We start from the raw sequence: 14,857 nt of genomic DNA on the forward strand, positions 1-14,857 counted from the left end.
GCGCCGTGGCCTCCGAGCGCGTCACCCTCACGATCCCCGGACCGGATGGCGACCGCGAGGTGAGCCTGTCGAGCCCAGGACGCGTCGTGTGGCCAGAGGCCGGGGTGACCAAGCGCGACCTCGCGGAGTACCTCATCGCGGTGTCGGGCCCGTTCCTCGCGCACAGCGGCCATCGGCCGGTGTCGCTCGAGCGCTTCCCCGGGTCCGTCGACGGCGAGAGCTTCTTCTCGAAGAACCCGCCCAAGGGCGCACCCGCCTACGTCGAGTCGGTACCCGTGACGTACAACAGCGGCAGGCGCCATCCGCAGCTCGTCCTCACCGAGCCGGCGTCGGCCGTGTGGGCCGCGCAGATGAACACCGTCGTGTTCCACCCGTGGGCGTCTCTTGCAAGCGACGCCGACCATCCCGTCGAGCTGCGGATCGACCTCGACCCGCAGCCGGGCACCGACTTCGCCGACGTCGTCTTCGCGGCGCACGCGATGCGCGAGGTGCTCGACGAAGCCGGCCTCACGTCGTGGATCAAGACGAGCGGCAGCCGCGGGATCCACCTCTTCTGCCCCATCGAGCCGCGCTGGGAGTTCCTCGAGGTGCGCCACGCGGTGATCGCCGCGGGGCGCGAGCTCGAGCGGCGCCATCCGTCGCGCGTGACGATGAGCTGGTGGAAGGAGGAGCGCGGGGAGCGCGTCTTCATCGACTTCAACCAGGCCAACCGCGACCGCACGATGGCGGGCGCCTACAGCCCGCGGGCGCTCCCGCAGGCGACCGTGTCGACGCCGCTCTCCTGGGACGAGCTCGACGACGTCGATCCGCTCGCGCTCACCGTGCGCACCGTGCCCCGGCGCCTCGAGGAGGTCGGCGACCCGTGGGCCGCGTTCGGCGATGCGCCCGCCCGCATCGACACGCTCCTCGAGTGGTGGGAGCGCGACCTCGCCGACGGCCTCGGCGAGCTGCCGTTCCCGCCCGACTTCCCGAAGATGCCCGGCGAGCCGCCGCGCGTGCAGCCCTCGAAGAAGGTCGCCGAGCACTGGGACGCGCAGGGCAACCGCGTCGACGACTGAATGCAGCGAGCCGCCCCCGGGATGATCCCGGGGGCGGCTCGCTGCGTTTCGACTCGCTGCGTTTCGACTCGCGGAGACCCGTGCTGAGCGAGGGAGCGCAGCGACCGAGCCGAAGCATCGCTCAACGACCGGGGGCGGCTCGCTGCGTTTCGACTCGCTGCGCTCGCTCAACGTCCGGGCGCAGAGCGCCCGGAGCTCGCTGAGTGTTACAGGGACTCGATGATCTCGCGCATGAGGGCGGCCGTCTCGCTCGGGGTCTTCCCGACCTTGACGCCGGCGGCCTCGAGGGCCTCCTTCTTCGCCTGCGCGGTGCCGGCCGAGCCGGACACGATCGCGCCCGCGTGGCCCATCGTCTTGCCCTCGGGGGCGGTGAAGCCCGCGACGTAGCCGACGACCGGCTTCGTGACGTTCGCCTTGATGAACTCGGCCGCGCGCTCCTCGGCGTCGCCGCCGATCTCGCCGATCATGACGATCGCCTTCGTCTCGGGGTCGGCCTCGAACGCCTCGAGGGCGTCGATGTGCGTCGTGCCGATGACGGGGTCGCCGCCGATGCCGATGGCCGTCGAGAAGCCGAGGTCGCGCAGCTCGAACATCATCTGGTAGGTCAGCGTGCCCGACTTCGAGACGAGGCCGATCGGCCCCTTGCCCGTGATGTTCGCGGGCGTGATGCCGACGAGCGACTCGCCCGGCGTGATGATGCCGGGGCAGTTCGGGCCGATGATGCGGGTCTTGTTGCCCTTCTCGATCGCGTACGCCCACGCCTCCGCGGTGTCGCCGACGGGCACGCCCTCGGTGATCACGACGAGGAGGGGGATCTCGGCGTCGATGGCCTCGACCATGGCGTCCTTCGTGAACGCGGGCGGCACGAACGCGATCGACACGTCGGCGCCGGTCTTCTCGATCGCCTCGGCGACCGACCCGAAGACGGGGAGCTCGACCTCGCCCTCGCCGGGCTTCTCGTGCGTGACGGTGGTGCCTGCCTTGCGGGCGTTCACGCCGCCGACGATGTTCGTGCCGGCCTTGAGCATGAGGGCGGTGTGCTTGGTGCCCTCGCCGCCCGTGATGCCCTGGACGATGACCTTGGAGTCCTTGTTGAGGTAGATCGACATGTCTCTAGTCCCTTTCCCGGCTCAGGCGTTCGCCAGCTCGGCGGCCTTGTCGGCGCCCTCGTCCATGCCGGCCGCGAGCGTGACCAGCGGGTGGTTGGCCCCCTGCAGGATCGCGCGGCCCTCTTCGACCTGGTTGCCGTCGAGGCGCACCACGAGCGGCTTGGTGGCGTGGTCCCCGAGGATCTCGAGGGCCTTCACGATGCCCTCCGCCACGGCGACGCACGACGTGATGCCGCCGAAGACGTTGACGAAGACGCTCTTGACCTGCTCGTCGCCGAGGATGACGTCGAGGCCGTTGGCCATGACCTGCGCGTTCGCGCCGCCGCCGATGTCGAGGAAGTTGGCGGGCTTCACGCCGCCGTGCTTCTCGCCCGCGTACGCGACGACGTCGAGCGTCGACATGACGAGGCCCGCGCCGTTGCCGATGATGCCGACCTGGCCGTCGAGCTTGACGTAGTTGAGGCCGTTGGCCTTGGCCTTCGCCTCGAGCGGGTCGGCCGCTTCCTTGTCCTCGAGCTCCTCGTGCTCGGGGTGGCGCACCTCGCTCGCGTTGTCGTCGAGCGAGACCTTGCCGTCGAGGGCGACGATGTCGCCGGCGCCGGTGAGCACGAGCGGGTTCACCTCGACGAGCGTCGCACCCTCGGTCTTGTAGACCTCGTAGAGCTTGACGAACACGTCGGCGACCTTCTCGACGAGCTCCTCGTCCCAGCCGCCCGCGCGGGCGATCTCGACGGCCTTCTCCTTGTCGATGCCGCGCAGCGGGTTCACCTCGACGCGCGCGAGCGCCTCGGGCTTCTCGACGGCGAGCTGCTCGATCTCCATGCCGCCCTCGACGCTCGCGAGCGACAGGTAGGAGCGGTTGGCGCGGTCGAGGAGGACCGAGAAGTAGAACTCGCGCGCGATGTCGGCGCCCTGCGCGACCATCACGCGCTTGACGATGTGGCCCTTGATGTCGAGGCCGAGGATGGCCTTCGCGGCCTCGTATGCCTCGTCGGGGGTCTTCGCGACCTTGACGCCGCCGGCCTTCCCGCGCCCGCCGGTCTTGACCTGGGCCTTGACCACCACGACGCCGCCGATCTTCTCGGCTGCCGCCTTCACCTCCTCGGGGGTGTCCGCGACGATGCCGGCGAGCACCGGCACCTCGTACTTCTCAAAAAGGTCTCGAGCCTGGTACTCGTACAGATCCACGTTGCATTCCTTCGATGGGGCCACGGGACAAGACGCGTGGAAACGTCTCGACGTCGAGAGATCTCGACCGATGCTCAAGCCTACTACCGCGCGGTGACCGCTCCCTGCGGGCCTCCCGGTGAGCGGCGCGAGCGGGCATGAAGAAGGCGGCCCCGGATCATCCGGAGCCGCCTGCACGCGGAGGGAGGGCGGTGCTACCTCGCCTTGGTGTGCATGGGCAGGGCCATGGCGAGGCACACGAGCAGGATGCCCGCCGCGAACACCAGGGCCTGGAACGCCGGCACCATGAAGGCGACGCCGAACAGCGCCAGCCCGCCGAGGAAGAGAACCAAAGCGACGATGAACATCTCTGCTCCTTTTTGAAGACTTCCTCCAGCTTAGATGATCCCGGGCGGGGCCCCTGCCTAGCCTGTCGCCATGGCAACGGAGCTCCTCCCCGGCGAGAAAGTGTCGACGTACGACGTCGCGAAGGTTCTGGACATCGACTACTACGCGGTGTTCTCGGATGTCTCGGGCGAAGACCGCGAGGTCTGGTCCCGCGCGCGCGAGATCGGGGAGCGCCTCGCTCCCCGCATGCGCGAGGCGTGGGAGCGCGCGGAGTATCCGCTCGAGGTCCTGCCTGTGCTGGGAGCCGCCGGCCTCTACGCGGACGGCATCGATCATCCGGCCATCCCTCGCCTGTCGCCCCTGGCCGCGGGGCTGGTCAACATGGAGATGTCTCGACACGACGGCTCTCTCGGCACGATCCTCGCCGTCCAGGGCGGGCTCGCCCTCCGCACGCTCGCGCTGTTCGGCAGCGAGGCGCAGCAGGAGCGCTGGCTCGGGCCGCTGCAGACGGGCGAGGTGCTGGGCTCCTTCGCGCTGACGGAGCCCGATCACGGATCGGATTCGACGTCGCTCGAGACCGTCGCGCGTCGAGAAGGCGACGGGTGGGTGCTGCGCGGCACCAAGAAGTGGATCGGCAACGGCGCATCGGGCGGCATCACGTTCGTCTGGGCGCGCGTGGATGACGAGGGCGACCCCGACCATGGCGCCGTCCGGTGCTTCCTCGTGGAGCAGGATGCGCCGGGCTATGCGGCCGACGTCATCGCGGGCAAGGTCGCGCTGCGCGCCATCCATCAGGCGCACATCCGCCTCGACGACGTGCGGGTGCCGGCCGACGCCGTGCTCCCGGGCGCGCACTCGTTCAAGGACGCGACGACGGTGCTCTTCGCGACCCGCTCGGGGGTCGCCTGGTCGGCGCTCGGGCACGCGACGGCCTGCTTCGAGGCCGCCCTCTCGTACGCGACGCAGCGCGAGCAGTTCGGCCGCCCGCTCGCGCGTTTCCAGATGGTGCAGGAGCGCCTGACGCAGATGCTCGCCCAGCTCACGTCGATGCAGCTGTTCCTGCGCCGCCTCGCCGACCTCGAGGCGGCTGGCGGGATGCGCGCGACGCAGGCGTCGCTCGCGAAGTACCACTGCACGCGGACGGCGCGCGATGTCGCCCGGACCGCGCGCGACATGCTCGGCGGGAACGGCATCCTCCTCGAGAACGTCGTCATGCAGCATCTCGCCGACATCGAGGCGATCCACACCTACGAGGGCACCGAGAGCGTCCAGGCGCTGCTGCTGGGCCGCGACCTCACCGGGATGAGCGCGTTCGTCTGACCTCGGCGGCCCGGCCGTCGCGGGCCCCTGGCAGGATGGGCCTATGACGACTCGGCGCGCGACGGTGGTGGGCAGCGGACCGAACGGGCTCTCCGCCGCGGTGGCGCTCGCGCGGGCCGGCTTCGACGTCACCGTGATCGAGGCGCACTCCGGGATCGGCGGCGGAACCCGCACGGCCGAGCTCACGCTCCCGGGGTTCCGTCACGACGTGTGCTCTGCCGTGCATCCGGCCGCGTTCACCTCTCCCTTCTTCGACGCGTTCGGCATGCGCGAGAAGGTCGGATGGCTCGTGCCCGACGCGTCGTACGCGCATCCGCTCGACGGCGGCCGCGCCGCGATCGCCTGGCGCGACATCGCGCGAACTGCCGACGGGCTCGGGGTCGACCGCAGGGCGTGGAATGCGATGCTCCGCCCGCTCGCGCGCCACATCGACGCGGTCGCCGACGTGACCGGCAATCAGATGCTGCGGGTGCCGCGCCATCCGGTCACCTTCGTGCGCTTCGGACTCCGGGCGCTTGAGCTCGGCTCACCGCTCGGCCGGCACTCGTTCCGCAGCGAGGAGGCGCACGCGCTCCTCACGGGCGTGATCGCGCACGCGAACACCGCTCTGCCCTCGGTCGCCGCGTCGGCGGCAGGGCTGCTGCTCGCCTCGCAGGCGCATGCCGGGGGCTGGGGATTCCCCGTCGGCGGCGCCCAGGCCATCCCCGACGCCCTCGCGGAGGATCTGCGCGCGCACGGCGGCCGGATCGAGACGGGTCGACGTGTCGACGATCTGTCCGCGCTCGACTGGGGCGACCCGGCGCGCGGCGACGTCCTCGTCCTCGACACCTCGCCGCGTCTCGCGCTCACGCATCCCGACGCGCACGGCGCCTGGGCCGCGGCCATCCGCCGATTCCGGTACGGGCCGGGCGCCTCGAAGGTCGACTTCGCGCTCGACGGGCCCGTGCCGTGGGCGCACCCCGATGTGCACCTCTCCCCCACCGTGCACATCGGCGGAACCCGCGCCGAGATCGAGGCGGGCGAGAACGCCGTCGCCCGCGGGCGCGTGCCCGAGCGGCCGTTCGTGCTCGCCGCCCAGCCGTCCATCCTGGACCCCACGCGCGCTCCGAAGGGCAAGAGCGTGCTATGGACGTACATCCACGTGCCGCCGGGGTCGAGCGTCGACGCGACCGAGACGGTGACGCGGCAGATCGAGCGCTTCGCACCCGGCTTCCGCGAGCGCATCCTCGCGTCGCACGCCACCACCGCCACCGAGTTCGCCGTCTACAACCCGTCGGCCGTGGGCGGCGACTTCGCCGGCGGCGCCGTGACGTTCCGGCAGCTGATCGGCCGCCCCGTCCTCTCCACCTCGCCGTGGCGCACCCCGATGAAGGGCGTCTACCTCGCATCGGCGTCGACCCCGCCCGGCCCGGGCGTGCACGGGATGGCCGGCTGGTTCGCCGCGCGTCTCGCGATCGCCGATGCGACGGGTGAGCGCGTCGAGCTCGAGGACCTGTTCTAGGGCGGGCCGCTCAGATCCAACCCTTCTCGCGGGCGATCCGGGCCGCCTGCGCGCGGTTGGACGCGCCGGTCTTCCCGATGGCGGACGAGAGATGGTTGCGCACGGTCCCGGCGGACAGGAACACCTCCGCCGCGATCTGCGTGACCGCCCGCCCATCCGCCGACAGCCTCAGCACCTGCTGCTCGCGCTCGGTCAGGGGGTTCGCGCCCTCGGCGAGCGACGCCGCCGCAAGCTCGGGATCGACGACCCGCATGCCCGCGTGCACGCGCCGCACGGCATCCGCCAGCTGCGCGGCCGGGGCGTCCTTGACCACGAACCCGCTCGCGCCCGCCTCCAGGGCAGCGCGGAGGTAGCCGGGCCGCGCGAAGGTGGTCACGATGAGCACGCGGGTGCCGGGGCTCGATGTGCGGATCGCGCGTGTGGCGGCGATGCCGTCCACGCCCGGCATCTGGATGTCCATGAGGCAGACGTCGGGCAAGAGCCGGGAGGCCTCGGCGGCCGCGGTCGTCCCATCGCCTGCCTCTCCGGCCACGACGAGGTCGTCTTCGAGCTCGAGCAGGGCGCCCATCGCACCGCGCACGAGTGCCTGATCGTCGACCAGGAGGAGTCGGATGGGGGCAGGGCTCACCACGTCACACTCACCTTCGTGCCGCCCGCACCGCGAGGCTCCACGCTCAGGGTCGCACCGGCCGCTGTCGCGCGCTCCGCCATCCCGCGCAGCCCGTTGCCCGGCGGGCCGCTCGTTCCGCTCCCGTCGTCCTCGATCACGAGCGTGCCGGGCGCGACCTCGATGCGCGCCCGCCGGGCGCCGGCATGACGCAGGATGTTCGTGGTCGCCTCCCGCAGGATCCACGCGGCGGGCAGGGACTGCGCAGGCGAGAGGGCGTCGGCGGCTCCGACCGTCTCGACGTCGAGACCCGCGGTCTCGAGCGCCGCTCTGCTCGAGACGAGCTGGTCCGCGAAGCCGACACCCTGCAGCCCCGTGACCGTGCTGCGCACGCCGGCGATCGCCTCGGTCGCGAGCCGGACGATCGCTTCGAGCTCGGCGCGGGCACGCTCCGGATCCCGGTCGACGAGCCTGCTCGCGAGCTCGGCCTTGAGCTTCACGACCGTGAGCGAATGACCGACCAGGTCGTGCACGTCTCGCGCGACGGATGCCCGCTCCTCGGTGGTGGCCAGCTGCACCCGCAGCTCCTCCGCCGCGATCGATCGCCTGATGAGCCAGGTGTTGACGGAGTTCACGACGGCGAGCATCAGCATGATGGCGAGCAGCTGCGCGTGGCCGGACAGGCGCCCCGTGAGGAGAATCGCGCCGATGGCCAGCGCGATCGACACGGCGTTCACGGGCCAGTGCCACCATCGCCCGAGGCCGTACGACGCATAGGCCATGACGAACGGCAGGAAGCTGAGCGCCTGGGTCTCGATCGCCGGCACCGTCGCCGCCGCGCACGCGATGAGGCACCAGAAGATCACGACGATGCTCGGAGCCGGGCGGTGCCATTCGCCGCGCATGCCGCGCACGAAGCCCACGACGTAGAGCACGGCGAACCCGACCGTCGTCGCCCAGCCGAGCACGCGCCATCCGATCGGCGCGGTCGAGTTCACGAGGCTCATCACGGGATAGATGAGGAAGACCATCCACACGACGGCCATCAGCCATCCCCACCGCTCCCAGGGGCCCTGGAGTCGGCGCGGACCAGCTGCAGCGGGGGCGACGGTGCTCATCCGTCGAGCCTAGCGACGGCGTCGCGAGCGCAGGACGCCGAACCGGACGAGTGCAGCGAACACGGCAGCCCAGACCGCGACGTTCAGCAGCACAGCCCACAGTGGGTCCGAGCCGCCGGACACGAGAGTGCCGTCCGTGGCGGGCCAGCGGACGAGGGCGACGTACCCGTACATGGGCGTGAAGGTCGCGATATCGAGCATGACGCCGTCGAGCGGGACGAAGACGTTGCCGAAGAACCCGAAGAACGTGATGGAGATCGATGCGAGCGCGGCGGCGGAGTCGGAGTTGAAGGAGAGGCCGACGCCGAGCCCGAACAGGCCATAGACGAGTCCGAGCGCGAGGGTCAGCCCCGCAGCGGCGAGCCAGCGCCATCCATCCGCGGCCTCGGCGCCGGTCGCGATGCCGGCGAGGTAGACGGCCGCGACGGAGAGCGCCGCGAAGGTGACCGCGGCCGTCACCTTCGTGACGGCGTACCCCGCGGTCGTGAGTGGGGTCATCGCGAGCTGACGGCCCCATCCCTGACCGACTTCCGAGGCGGCGAGAGAGCACAGAGAGCTCATCGCGGTGGCCGTCCCGAACGCGCCCATCGACACCATGACGTAGAACGAGACGTTCGCGTTTCCGACGCTCTGCCCGCCGTACTCCATGCTCGCGCCGAAGAGGAGGTACATGGCGACGGGCATCGCGAGCGTGAATGCGAGCGTGTACGGGTTGCGCAGCTGGCGCATCGCCTCCGTGCGATAGAGCGGCGGCGAGACGAGGGCGGTCATGCGGGCTCCTCCGTGAGCGAGGTGAAGGCGGATTCGAGGGTCGGGGCGGCGATCTCGAGATCGTGCGCGCCGATCGAGAGGAGGCGTGCGGCGAGTTCGTCGGACGCGGCTGTCCGCACGGTGATCCGGCCCGCGTCGACGACGAGCTCCGCGACGCGGTCGTCTGCCTCGAGCTCGCGCACGAGTCCGCCGGCGAGCTCTGCGGACGGCGGGAGCGACGCCGAGACGGTGCGCCCGCCGAGCGATGCACGCAGACTCTCCGTCCGGGCGTCGGCGACGACCCGGCCGCGGTTCATGACGACGGTCCGTCGCGCGAACTGCTCGGCCTCTTCGAGATAGTGCGTCGCGAAGACGATCGTGCGGCCGGCGTCGGCGTCGGCGCGCATGGCCTGCCAGAAGCGTCGGCGGGCGGTGACGTCCATGCCCGCCGTGGGCTCGTCGAGGATGAGCACGTCCGGGTCGGGGAGCAGAGCGAGGGCGAACTTGACCCGCTGCTGTTCACCGCCCGAGCACTTCCCCACGCGCCGACGCCCGATGCCCACGAGGTCAGCCCGTTCGAGGACCTCGGGAACCCGTCGCTGCACGCCGTGAAGTCCTGCGACGACCGAGACGGTCTCGCGCACCGTGAGATCGGCCAGCAGTCCGCCGGTCTGCAGAACCGCGGCCAGCCGACCGGCCGCCACCGCGCGGCGCGGACCGTCCCCCAGCACGGCGACCGTGCCCGCATCGGGCTCGCTCAGCCCGAGCAGCATGTCGATGGTGGTGGTCTTCCCCGCGCCGTTCGGCCCGAGGAGCGCGACCACCTCTCCCCGCTCGACGCGGAGGTCGACCGCGTCGACCGCCCGCACACGCCGCTCCCCCGAACCGAAGTGGCGCGTGACGCCGGCGAGTCGAACCGCAGGAGGCGCAGAGGATGTCTGTGTCATGTCCCGAGCCTCGCGCGTGGGGCACGCGTCCGCAGGAGGGCGCTGTCACGTCATCGACATGACGTCTGTCACGCTCGGCGGTCGCTCGGCACCGCCGCTTAGGCTGGGAAGCCTATGACTTCGCGCCTCGAACCCGGTACCGTCGCTCCTGCCTTCACTCTGCTCGACCAGGATGAGAAGAGCGTCTCGCTCTCCGACCTCCGCGGGCGGAAGGTCGTCCTCTACTTCTACCCGGAGGCGCTCACGGTCGGATGCGCCAAGCAGGCGTGCGACTTCCGCGACAGCCTCGGCTCGCTGCAGAGCGCCGGGTACACGGTGGTCGGCGTCTCGCGCGACGAGCCCGAGAAGCTGCGCCGCTTCCGTGAGCGCGACGGCCTGACCTTCGACCTGCTGAGCGACCCCGACCACGCTGTGCACGATGCGTACGGCACGTGGGGCGAGAAGAACAGCTACGGCCGGATCATCGAGGGAGTCATCCGCTCGACGTTCGTGCTCGACGAAGAGGGCGTCATCGAGAAGGCCCTCTACAACGTCAAGGCGACCGGGCACGTCGCGCGGCTGCGCCGCGACCTCGGCATCGACTGACCCGCCTCAGCGCTCGCGCCCGCGGTCCCCGACACTCTCGTCGGCGGCCGCGGCGCTGCGCCATGCCGTCGTGGGTCAGGTGCGGATGCGGGTGAGGGTGCGGCGGATGCGGGTGCGTATGCGGGTGGCGGATCCTTGTGCGGGGCGGGGTGTGCAGTCGCGGTCGATCCAGCGTGGCGGGGCGATGTAGGGCACGCCGTGGTGCATGTGGATGGTCCAGCCGGAGGTGTCGAGGTGGTGGTGGTGCCACCAGCAGAGCAGGACGCCGTTGTCGGTTTCGGTGGGTCCGCCTTGGGCGTGGTCTTGGACGTGGTGGATCTCGCACCAGGCGGCGGGGATGGTGCAGCCGGGGATGATGCAGCCTCCGTCGCGGGCGACGATCGCTTTGCGCTGGGTGGGGGTGAAGCAGCGTTGGATGCTGCGCAGCTCGAGGATGCGCCCTTCGGGGGTGAACACGGCGCGGAGGATGTCTCCGGTGCATCCGATCCGGCGGGCCACGGTCGCTGGGACGGGCGCGTCGACCCCGTCGAGGTGCGCGATGCCGCGCCGGCCGCCGCCGGTGCCGGTGTCTGTGGTGGTGAGGTCGTCGGCGGTGATGTGGATCATGACGGTGGGGGCGGCGCCGCCGAGGGTGGGGGTCTCGGCGGCGCGTGAGGCGGCCTGGATCATCGCGAAGAACGCGTCGTGCCGCTTCTGCCCTGGCGAGCGGGTGTCCGGCATGACCGGACCGAACTCCGCGCCGATGCCGTCGCCGTCCTCGAGTCCGGGTCCGGCATCGTCCGCGGTGTTCCCTCCCGCGTCAACGTCTCCGTCCCCGCTGTCCGGCCCGCCGCCCGTGTCGCCGTCGCGGGTTTCGGTGAAGGTGACGTGGCGGGCGGGGTTGGTGTGGGCGGAGAGGAGGTTCTGCAGGAGGGCGCCGGCTTCGGGGACGAGGGTGCCGTTGACGCGGAAGGCTCCGCTGGGCAGGGGTGTGAGGGTGAGGGTGCGGTCGCGTTCGGGCCGGTCGGGGTCGGGTTCGGTGCCGTCGGCGGTGAGCACGTCGATCCACGCCTGCGCGTGCACGTTCACCACCGACAGCGGCGGGACCGGCGCGAGCTCCTCCAGCGGATCCCGCCCCGCCATCGCGTCCGCGTCGGCCGCGTCCGCGTCGCCCGCGTCCGCGTCGGCCGCGTCCGCGTCGGCAACGCCCGTGTCGGGGTCGGTGTCGGGGGTGATGGTGCCGGTGGCGAGGGCGACGAGGTGGCGTTCCATGAGCTCGACCCGGTCGGGGTGCCCGCCGCCGCGGCGGGCGGTGTCGACGGCCTTCACGATCCCCGCGGCCGCTTCCGCGCCGAGCAGTCCGGACGCGAGCCCGGCGGCCACGTGCACGCACCGGGGATCGAGGTCCTCCCCGGTCAGGGCGGTGCGGGTGCGGGTGGCCTCATCCAGCCGCACCCGCCCGCGCAGCTCCCGGTTCGACGCCCCGGTGAGCCGTTCGAGCAGCTCGAGCCCGGTGCGGCACCCGTACCGGGCCGCGAGCGGGTCGTCGTCACCGCGGCGGGAGCGGGCATCGATCTCTCCCGCGACCCGGGTGCGCAGCGCATCGAGCGTGCGCCCGAGGTGCTCGACCTCCCCCGCGAACGCGATCAGGTCCGCGTCCGTCACCCCACGCACGCCCTCGGCCAGGCCTTCCAGCCGCGTCAGCGCGTCCCGGACCGCCGCGCCCGGGAAGAGAGGTTCGAATCCTGGCTCCTTCGCCATACATTCAGCATAGAACATCGATACGACGAACGCAACACTTTTCTTCTCCTGATCGGGATGTTTCTGCGACGAGCGCTAGCACACACCACCGACATCCACCCAGCGCACGAAGCGACAGCACACCAGACGACGGAGGGCTCAGCTCACGCGATACCGGTGCTCAGGGCGTCCGGCCGATCCGTACTGCAGCGCCACCTCCACGGCGCCGCGGGCCGCGAGCTCTGCGAGATGCCGCTGCGCGGTCGCGCGCGAGACCCCCACGCGCTCGGCGAGCTCGACGCTCGAGGCCTCCCCCTCGGCGAGCGCGTCGAGGATGAGCTGCTGCGTGCCGGCGCGAGCGGGCGTTGTCGCCGCTCCCCCGTGCAGCACGGCCATCGCGCGGTCGATCGTCTCCTGCGTCGCGCTTCCGGAGGCGAGGAGGTTGCGGAACCGCGCATACCGATCGAGCCGGTCCTGCAGTGCCCGCGGATCGAAGGGCTTCACGAGGTAGTGCAGCGCACCGGAGCCGAGCGCGCGGCGGATGGTGGGCACGTCGTCGGCCGCGCTCAGCACGAAGCGATCGATGCCGGACTCCCGCCCGATCTCGATGCCATCGCCATCCGGCAGGTAGACGTCGAGGAGCAGCAGATCCGGACGGAGGTCGCGGATGGCCGTGCGCGCCGATGACGCGTCGCGCACGGGCGGGAGCGCCTCGAAGCCGGCGCGCGCCGCCACGATGTCGCGATGGATGCCGCTCACGCGGAAGTCGTCGTCGACGATGAGCACTCGGATGTCGCCGGTCACGTCGCGTCCTCCTCTGCCGTCATCCCATCCTCGCCGTCGTCGGCCGTTCGCGAACGCATGACGCCGGGCAGACGCGCCGCGAAAACAGCGCCATGCCCGACGCCGCGCGCCTCGGCCAGCCACAGCTCGCCGCCGCGCCGTCGGGTGAACCGCCGAGCGAGGGGCAGCCCGATCCCGCGGCCGTGCACGCGCGATGACACGTCGTCCTCGGCCGCCCGCGCGCGCTCGAACACGCTCTCGGGATCGTCGACGCCCGGCCCGGAGTCGACGACCGTCACCGCGAGCTCTTCCCCCGCATCGAGGAGCGATACCTCGACCCACCGGGGCTCCGCTCCGGCCGCGGCGGCTGTGACGGCGTTGTCGACGAGGTTGCCGAGCACGGCTGCGACGTCCTCGGGCTCGGCGACCGCCCCGACGAGGAAGGTGTCGGCACCGATCCGCAGCTCGACGCCCCTCTCCCCGGCTTCGACCCGCTTGGCCGCGAGGAAGGATCGCAGGAACGGATCCGCGACATCGATCCCGGCCTCCTCCGGCAGAGCGCCGCGATCCGCGAACTCGCCGAGCAGACCCTGCGCCTCGTCGATGCGCCCTGCCGCGAGCATGCCGCGAACCGCATGCACCCGGTTCGCGAACTCGTGGCGCTGCGCGCGCATGGCGTTCGTCGCGGCCCGCACGGCATCGAGGCGCTCCGCGAGCGCGACGACATCCGTCCGATCCCGCAGCACGGCGACGACGCCGAGCGAGCGCCCCTCGTGCCGGACCCGCCGCACCTCGACGTAGGCGACACGGTCGGCGAGGACGAGCTCGCCGGTCACGAAGGCCTCGCCATCGAGCGCCCGTGTGAGCGCGGCCCGCAGCCGCGGCGGCAGATCGAGCTCTTCGAGGCGGCGCCCGACCGCCTGCGCGTCCCCGACGATCTCGAGCGCGGCCTCGTTCGCCGCGCGCACGCGCCCGTCGTCCGATACCGCGAGCACCCCGTCGTGCACGCCCTCGAGGATGGCGGCGCGGCTCTGCAGCAGACCGCCGAGCTCCTCCGGCTGCACGCCGCGCGTCAGCCGCTCGAGCCGTCGGCGGATGAGGGTCGACACGAGCGCCGCGACCGCGAGGGCGACCACTGCGATCGCGACGAAGAGCGCCACGAGCAGAGGAGCATCCGCGAAGACGCGAGCGGGCGCGAAGCCGACGCTCACTTCGCCCACGATCGCCTCGCCATCCGGAGAGCGGACGGGCACCTTCGCGCGCACCGACTCGCCGAGGGTCCCGCGCTCCCAGGCCACGACCTCGTCGCCCGCGATCACCCGCGTGAAATCGGTGCTCACCCGCTCGCCGAGCAGCGTGGGGTCCGGGTGCGCGAGCCGGAGGCCGAGGTCGTTCGCGATGACGACGAAGAGCGTCTCCGTGCGCTCGACGATCTCGGCCGCATAGTCCTGCAGCGCGCCTTCGGCGAGCGCTTCGCCATCCAGCCGTTCCTGCCCCGCGTACGACGCGACGTCCGCCCGCACCTGGGGGTCGCTCGCGACCGTCCGCGCGACCGCGAGCGCCGTCGACTCCGCCTCGTCGCGCAGCTGCCCGATCCCGAGCAGCGCGAACGCCGAGACGCACACCGCGATGACGACCGCGGCGGCGATGAGCTGCATCGCGAACACCCGCGTCGTGAACCGCATAGGTCGAGTATCCTCTCCGCGTCGCGTGAGCAGAATGCGCACAACCGACTCAACGCGCAGATCCCTGCGCAATGCGCGCATCCCCTCCTGCGCCGAGCCGATTCCGTATCGTCGCCGCGTACGCTCCACCGCCGCACGCGACGACGCGCTGCGACACGAC

At 71.7% G+C, this 14,857-nt stretch carries 14 protein-coding genes; 4 read left to right on the plus strand and 10 right to left on the minus strand.

The features are described from left to right. The first annotated feature begins 5 nt into the window (after nucleotides 1-5). A complete protein-coding gene (gene ligD, locus M1D56_RS12215) occupies nucleotides 6-1,058 on the plus strand; it encodes a non-homologous end-joining DNA ligase (protein WP_456283708.1) in 1,053 nt (350 codons plus the stop codon). A gap of 206 nt (nucleotides 1,059-1,264) precedes the next feature. Here the strand turns inward: ligD and sucD are convergent, their stop codons facing one another. The 3 genes from sucD to M1D56_RS12230 all read right to left on the minus strand — a co-directional run bounded on the left by sucD (nucleotide 1,265) and on the right by M1D56_RS12230 (nucleotide 3,702). Continuing rightward, the gene (gene sucD, locus M1D56_RS12220; protein ID WP_271174532.1) at nucleotides 1,265-2,167 is read right to left on the minus strand and encodes a succinate--CoA ligase subunit alpha; all 903 of its coding nucleotides are present in this window, start codon (nucleotides 2,165-2,167) and stop codon (nucleotides 1,265-1,267) included. Nucleotides 2,168-2,188: 21 nt separating this feature from the next. After that, nucleotides 2,189-3,355, minus strand: a complete 1,167-nt coding sequence (sucC, locus tag M1D56_RS12225) for an ADP-forming succinate--CoA ligase subunit beta (RefSeq protein ID WP_271174533.1) — start codon at nucleotides 3,353-3,355, stop codon at nucleotides 2,189-2,191. Nucleotides 3,356-3,549: 194 nt separating this feature from the next. Next, nucleotides 3,550-3,702, minus strand: a complete 153-nt coding sequence (locus M1D56_RS12230) for a hypothetical protein (RefSeq protein WP_271174534.1) — start codon at nucleotides 3,700-3,702, stop codon at nucleotides 3,550-3,552. 70 nt (nucleotides 3,703-3,772) lie between these two features. Between M1D56_RS12230 and M1D56_RS12235 the strand changes: the two genes are divergently transcribed. Together M1D56_RS12235 and M1D56_RS12240 are read left to right on the plus strand one after the other, a co-directional pair. After that, a complete protein-coding gene (locus M1D56_RS12235) occupies nucleotides 3,773-5,002 on the plus strand; it encodes an acyl-CoA dehydrogenase family protein (RefSeq protein WP_456283709.1) in 1,230 nt (409 codons plus the stop codon). 43 nt (nucleotides 5,003-5,045) lie between these two features. Then, nucleotides 5,046-6,503, plus strand: coding sequence for a phytoene desaturase family protein (locus M1D56_RS12240; protein WP_456283710.1), 1,458 nt, complete (start codon nucleotides 5,046-5,048; stop codon nucleotides 6,501-6,503). A 10-nt stretch (nucleotides 6,504-6,513) separates the two neighbouring features. On the opposite strand, the gene M1D56_RS12245 is transcribed toward M1D56_RS12240, so the two are convergent. From M1D56_RS12245 to M1D56_RS12260, 4 genes are read right to left on the minus strand one after another with little or no spacing between them, the layout of a single operon-like run. After that, nucleotides 6,514-7,071 carry a response regulator transcription factor gene (locus M1D56_RS12245; RefSeq protein WP_456285240.1) on the minus strand — a complete coding sequence of 186 codons (558 nt, stop codon included), beginning with the start codon at nucleotides 7,069-7,071 and terminating at the stop codon, nucleotides 6,514-6,516. A 56-nt stretch (nucleotides 7,072-7,127) separates the two neighbouring features. Beyond that, a complete protein-coding gene (locus M1D56_RS12250) occupies nucleotides 7,128-8,228 on the minus strand; it encodes a sensor histidine kinase (RefSeq protein WP_456283711.1) in 1,101 nt (366 codons plus the stop codon). A gap of 9 nt (nucleotides 8,229-8,237) precedes the next feature. Continuing rightward, nucleotides 8,238-8,999, minus strand: coding sequence for an ABC transporter permease (locus tag M1D56_RS12255; RefSeq protein ID WP_456283712.1), 762 nt, complete (start codon nucleotides 8,997-8,999; stop codon nucleotides 8,238-8,240). Then, nucleotides 8,996-9,925: an ABC transporter ATP-binding protein gene (locus tag M1D56_RS12260; RefSeq protein WP_456283713.1), complete on the minus strand. Its 930-nt coding sequence runs from the start codon at nucleotides 9,923-9,925 to the stop codon at nucleotides 8,996-8,998. The genes M1D56_RS12255 and M1D56_RS12260 overlap by 4 nt, the downstream gene beginning before the upstream one ends. Before the next feature lie 114 nt (nucleotides 9,926-10,039). Here M1D56_RS12260 and bcp point away from each other — a divergent pair, with 114 nt between their 5' ends. Further along, entirely contained in the window at nucleotides 10,040-10,510 is a 471-nt protein-coding gene (gene bcp, locus M1D56_RS12265) for a thioredoxin-dependent thiol peroxidase (RefSeq protein WP_282980312.1), read from the plus strand. Nucleotides 10,511-10,585: 75 nt separating this feature from the next. Here the strand turns inward: bcp and M1D56_RS12270 are convergent, their stop codons facing one another. The 3 genes from M1D56_RS12270 to M1D56_RS12280 form a co-directional block, all read right to left on the minus strand. After that, the gene (locus M1D56_RS12270; protein WP_456283714.1) at nucleotides 10,586-12,268 is read right to left on the minus strand and encodes a DUF222 domain-containing protein; all 1,683 of its coding nucleotides are present in this window, start codon (nucleotides 12,266-12,268) and stop codon (nucleotides 10,586-10,588) included. A 120-nt stretch (nucleotides 12,269-12,388) separates the two neighbouring features. Further along, nucleotides 12,389-13,033, minus strand: coding sequence for a response regulator (locus M1D56_RS12275; protein ID WP_282980540.1), 645 nt, complete (start codon nucleotides 13,031-13,033; stop codon nucleotides 12,389-12,391). Continuing rightward, nucleotides 13,030-14,697 carry an ATP-binding protein gene (locus M1D56_RS12280; protein ID WP_456283715.1) on the minus strand — a complete coding sequence of 556 codons (1,668 nt, stop codon included), beginning with the start codon at nucleotides 14,695-14,697 and terminating at the stop codon, nucleotides 13,030-13,032. Before M1D56_RS12280 ends, M1D56_RS12275 begins: the two co-directional genes overlap by 4 nt. Between the last annotated feature and the right edge of the window lie 160 nt (nucleotides 14,698-14,857).

The organism is Microbacterium sp. JZ101 (assembly GCF_053903175.1).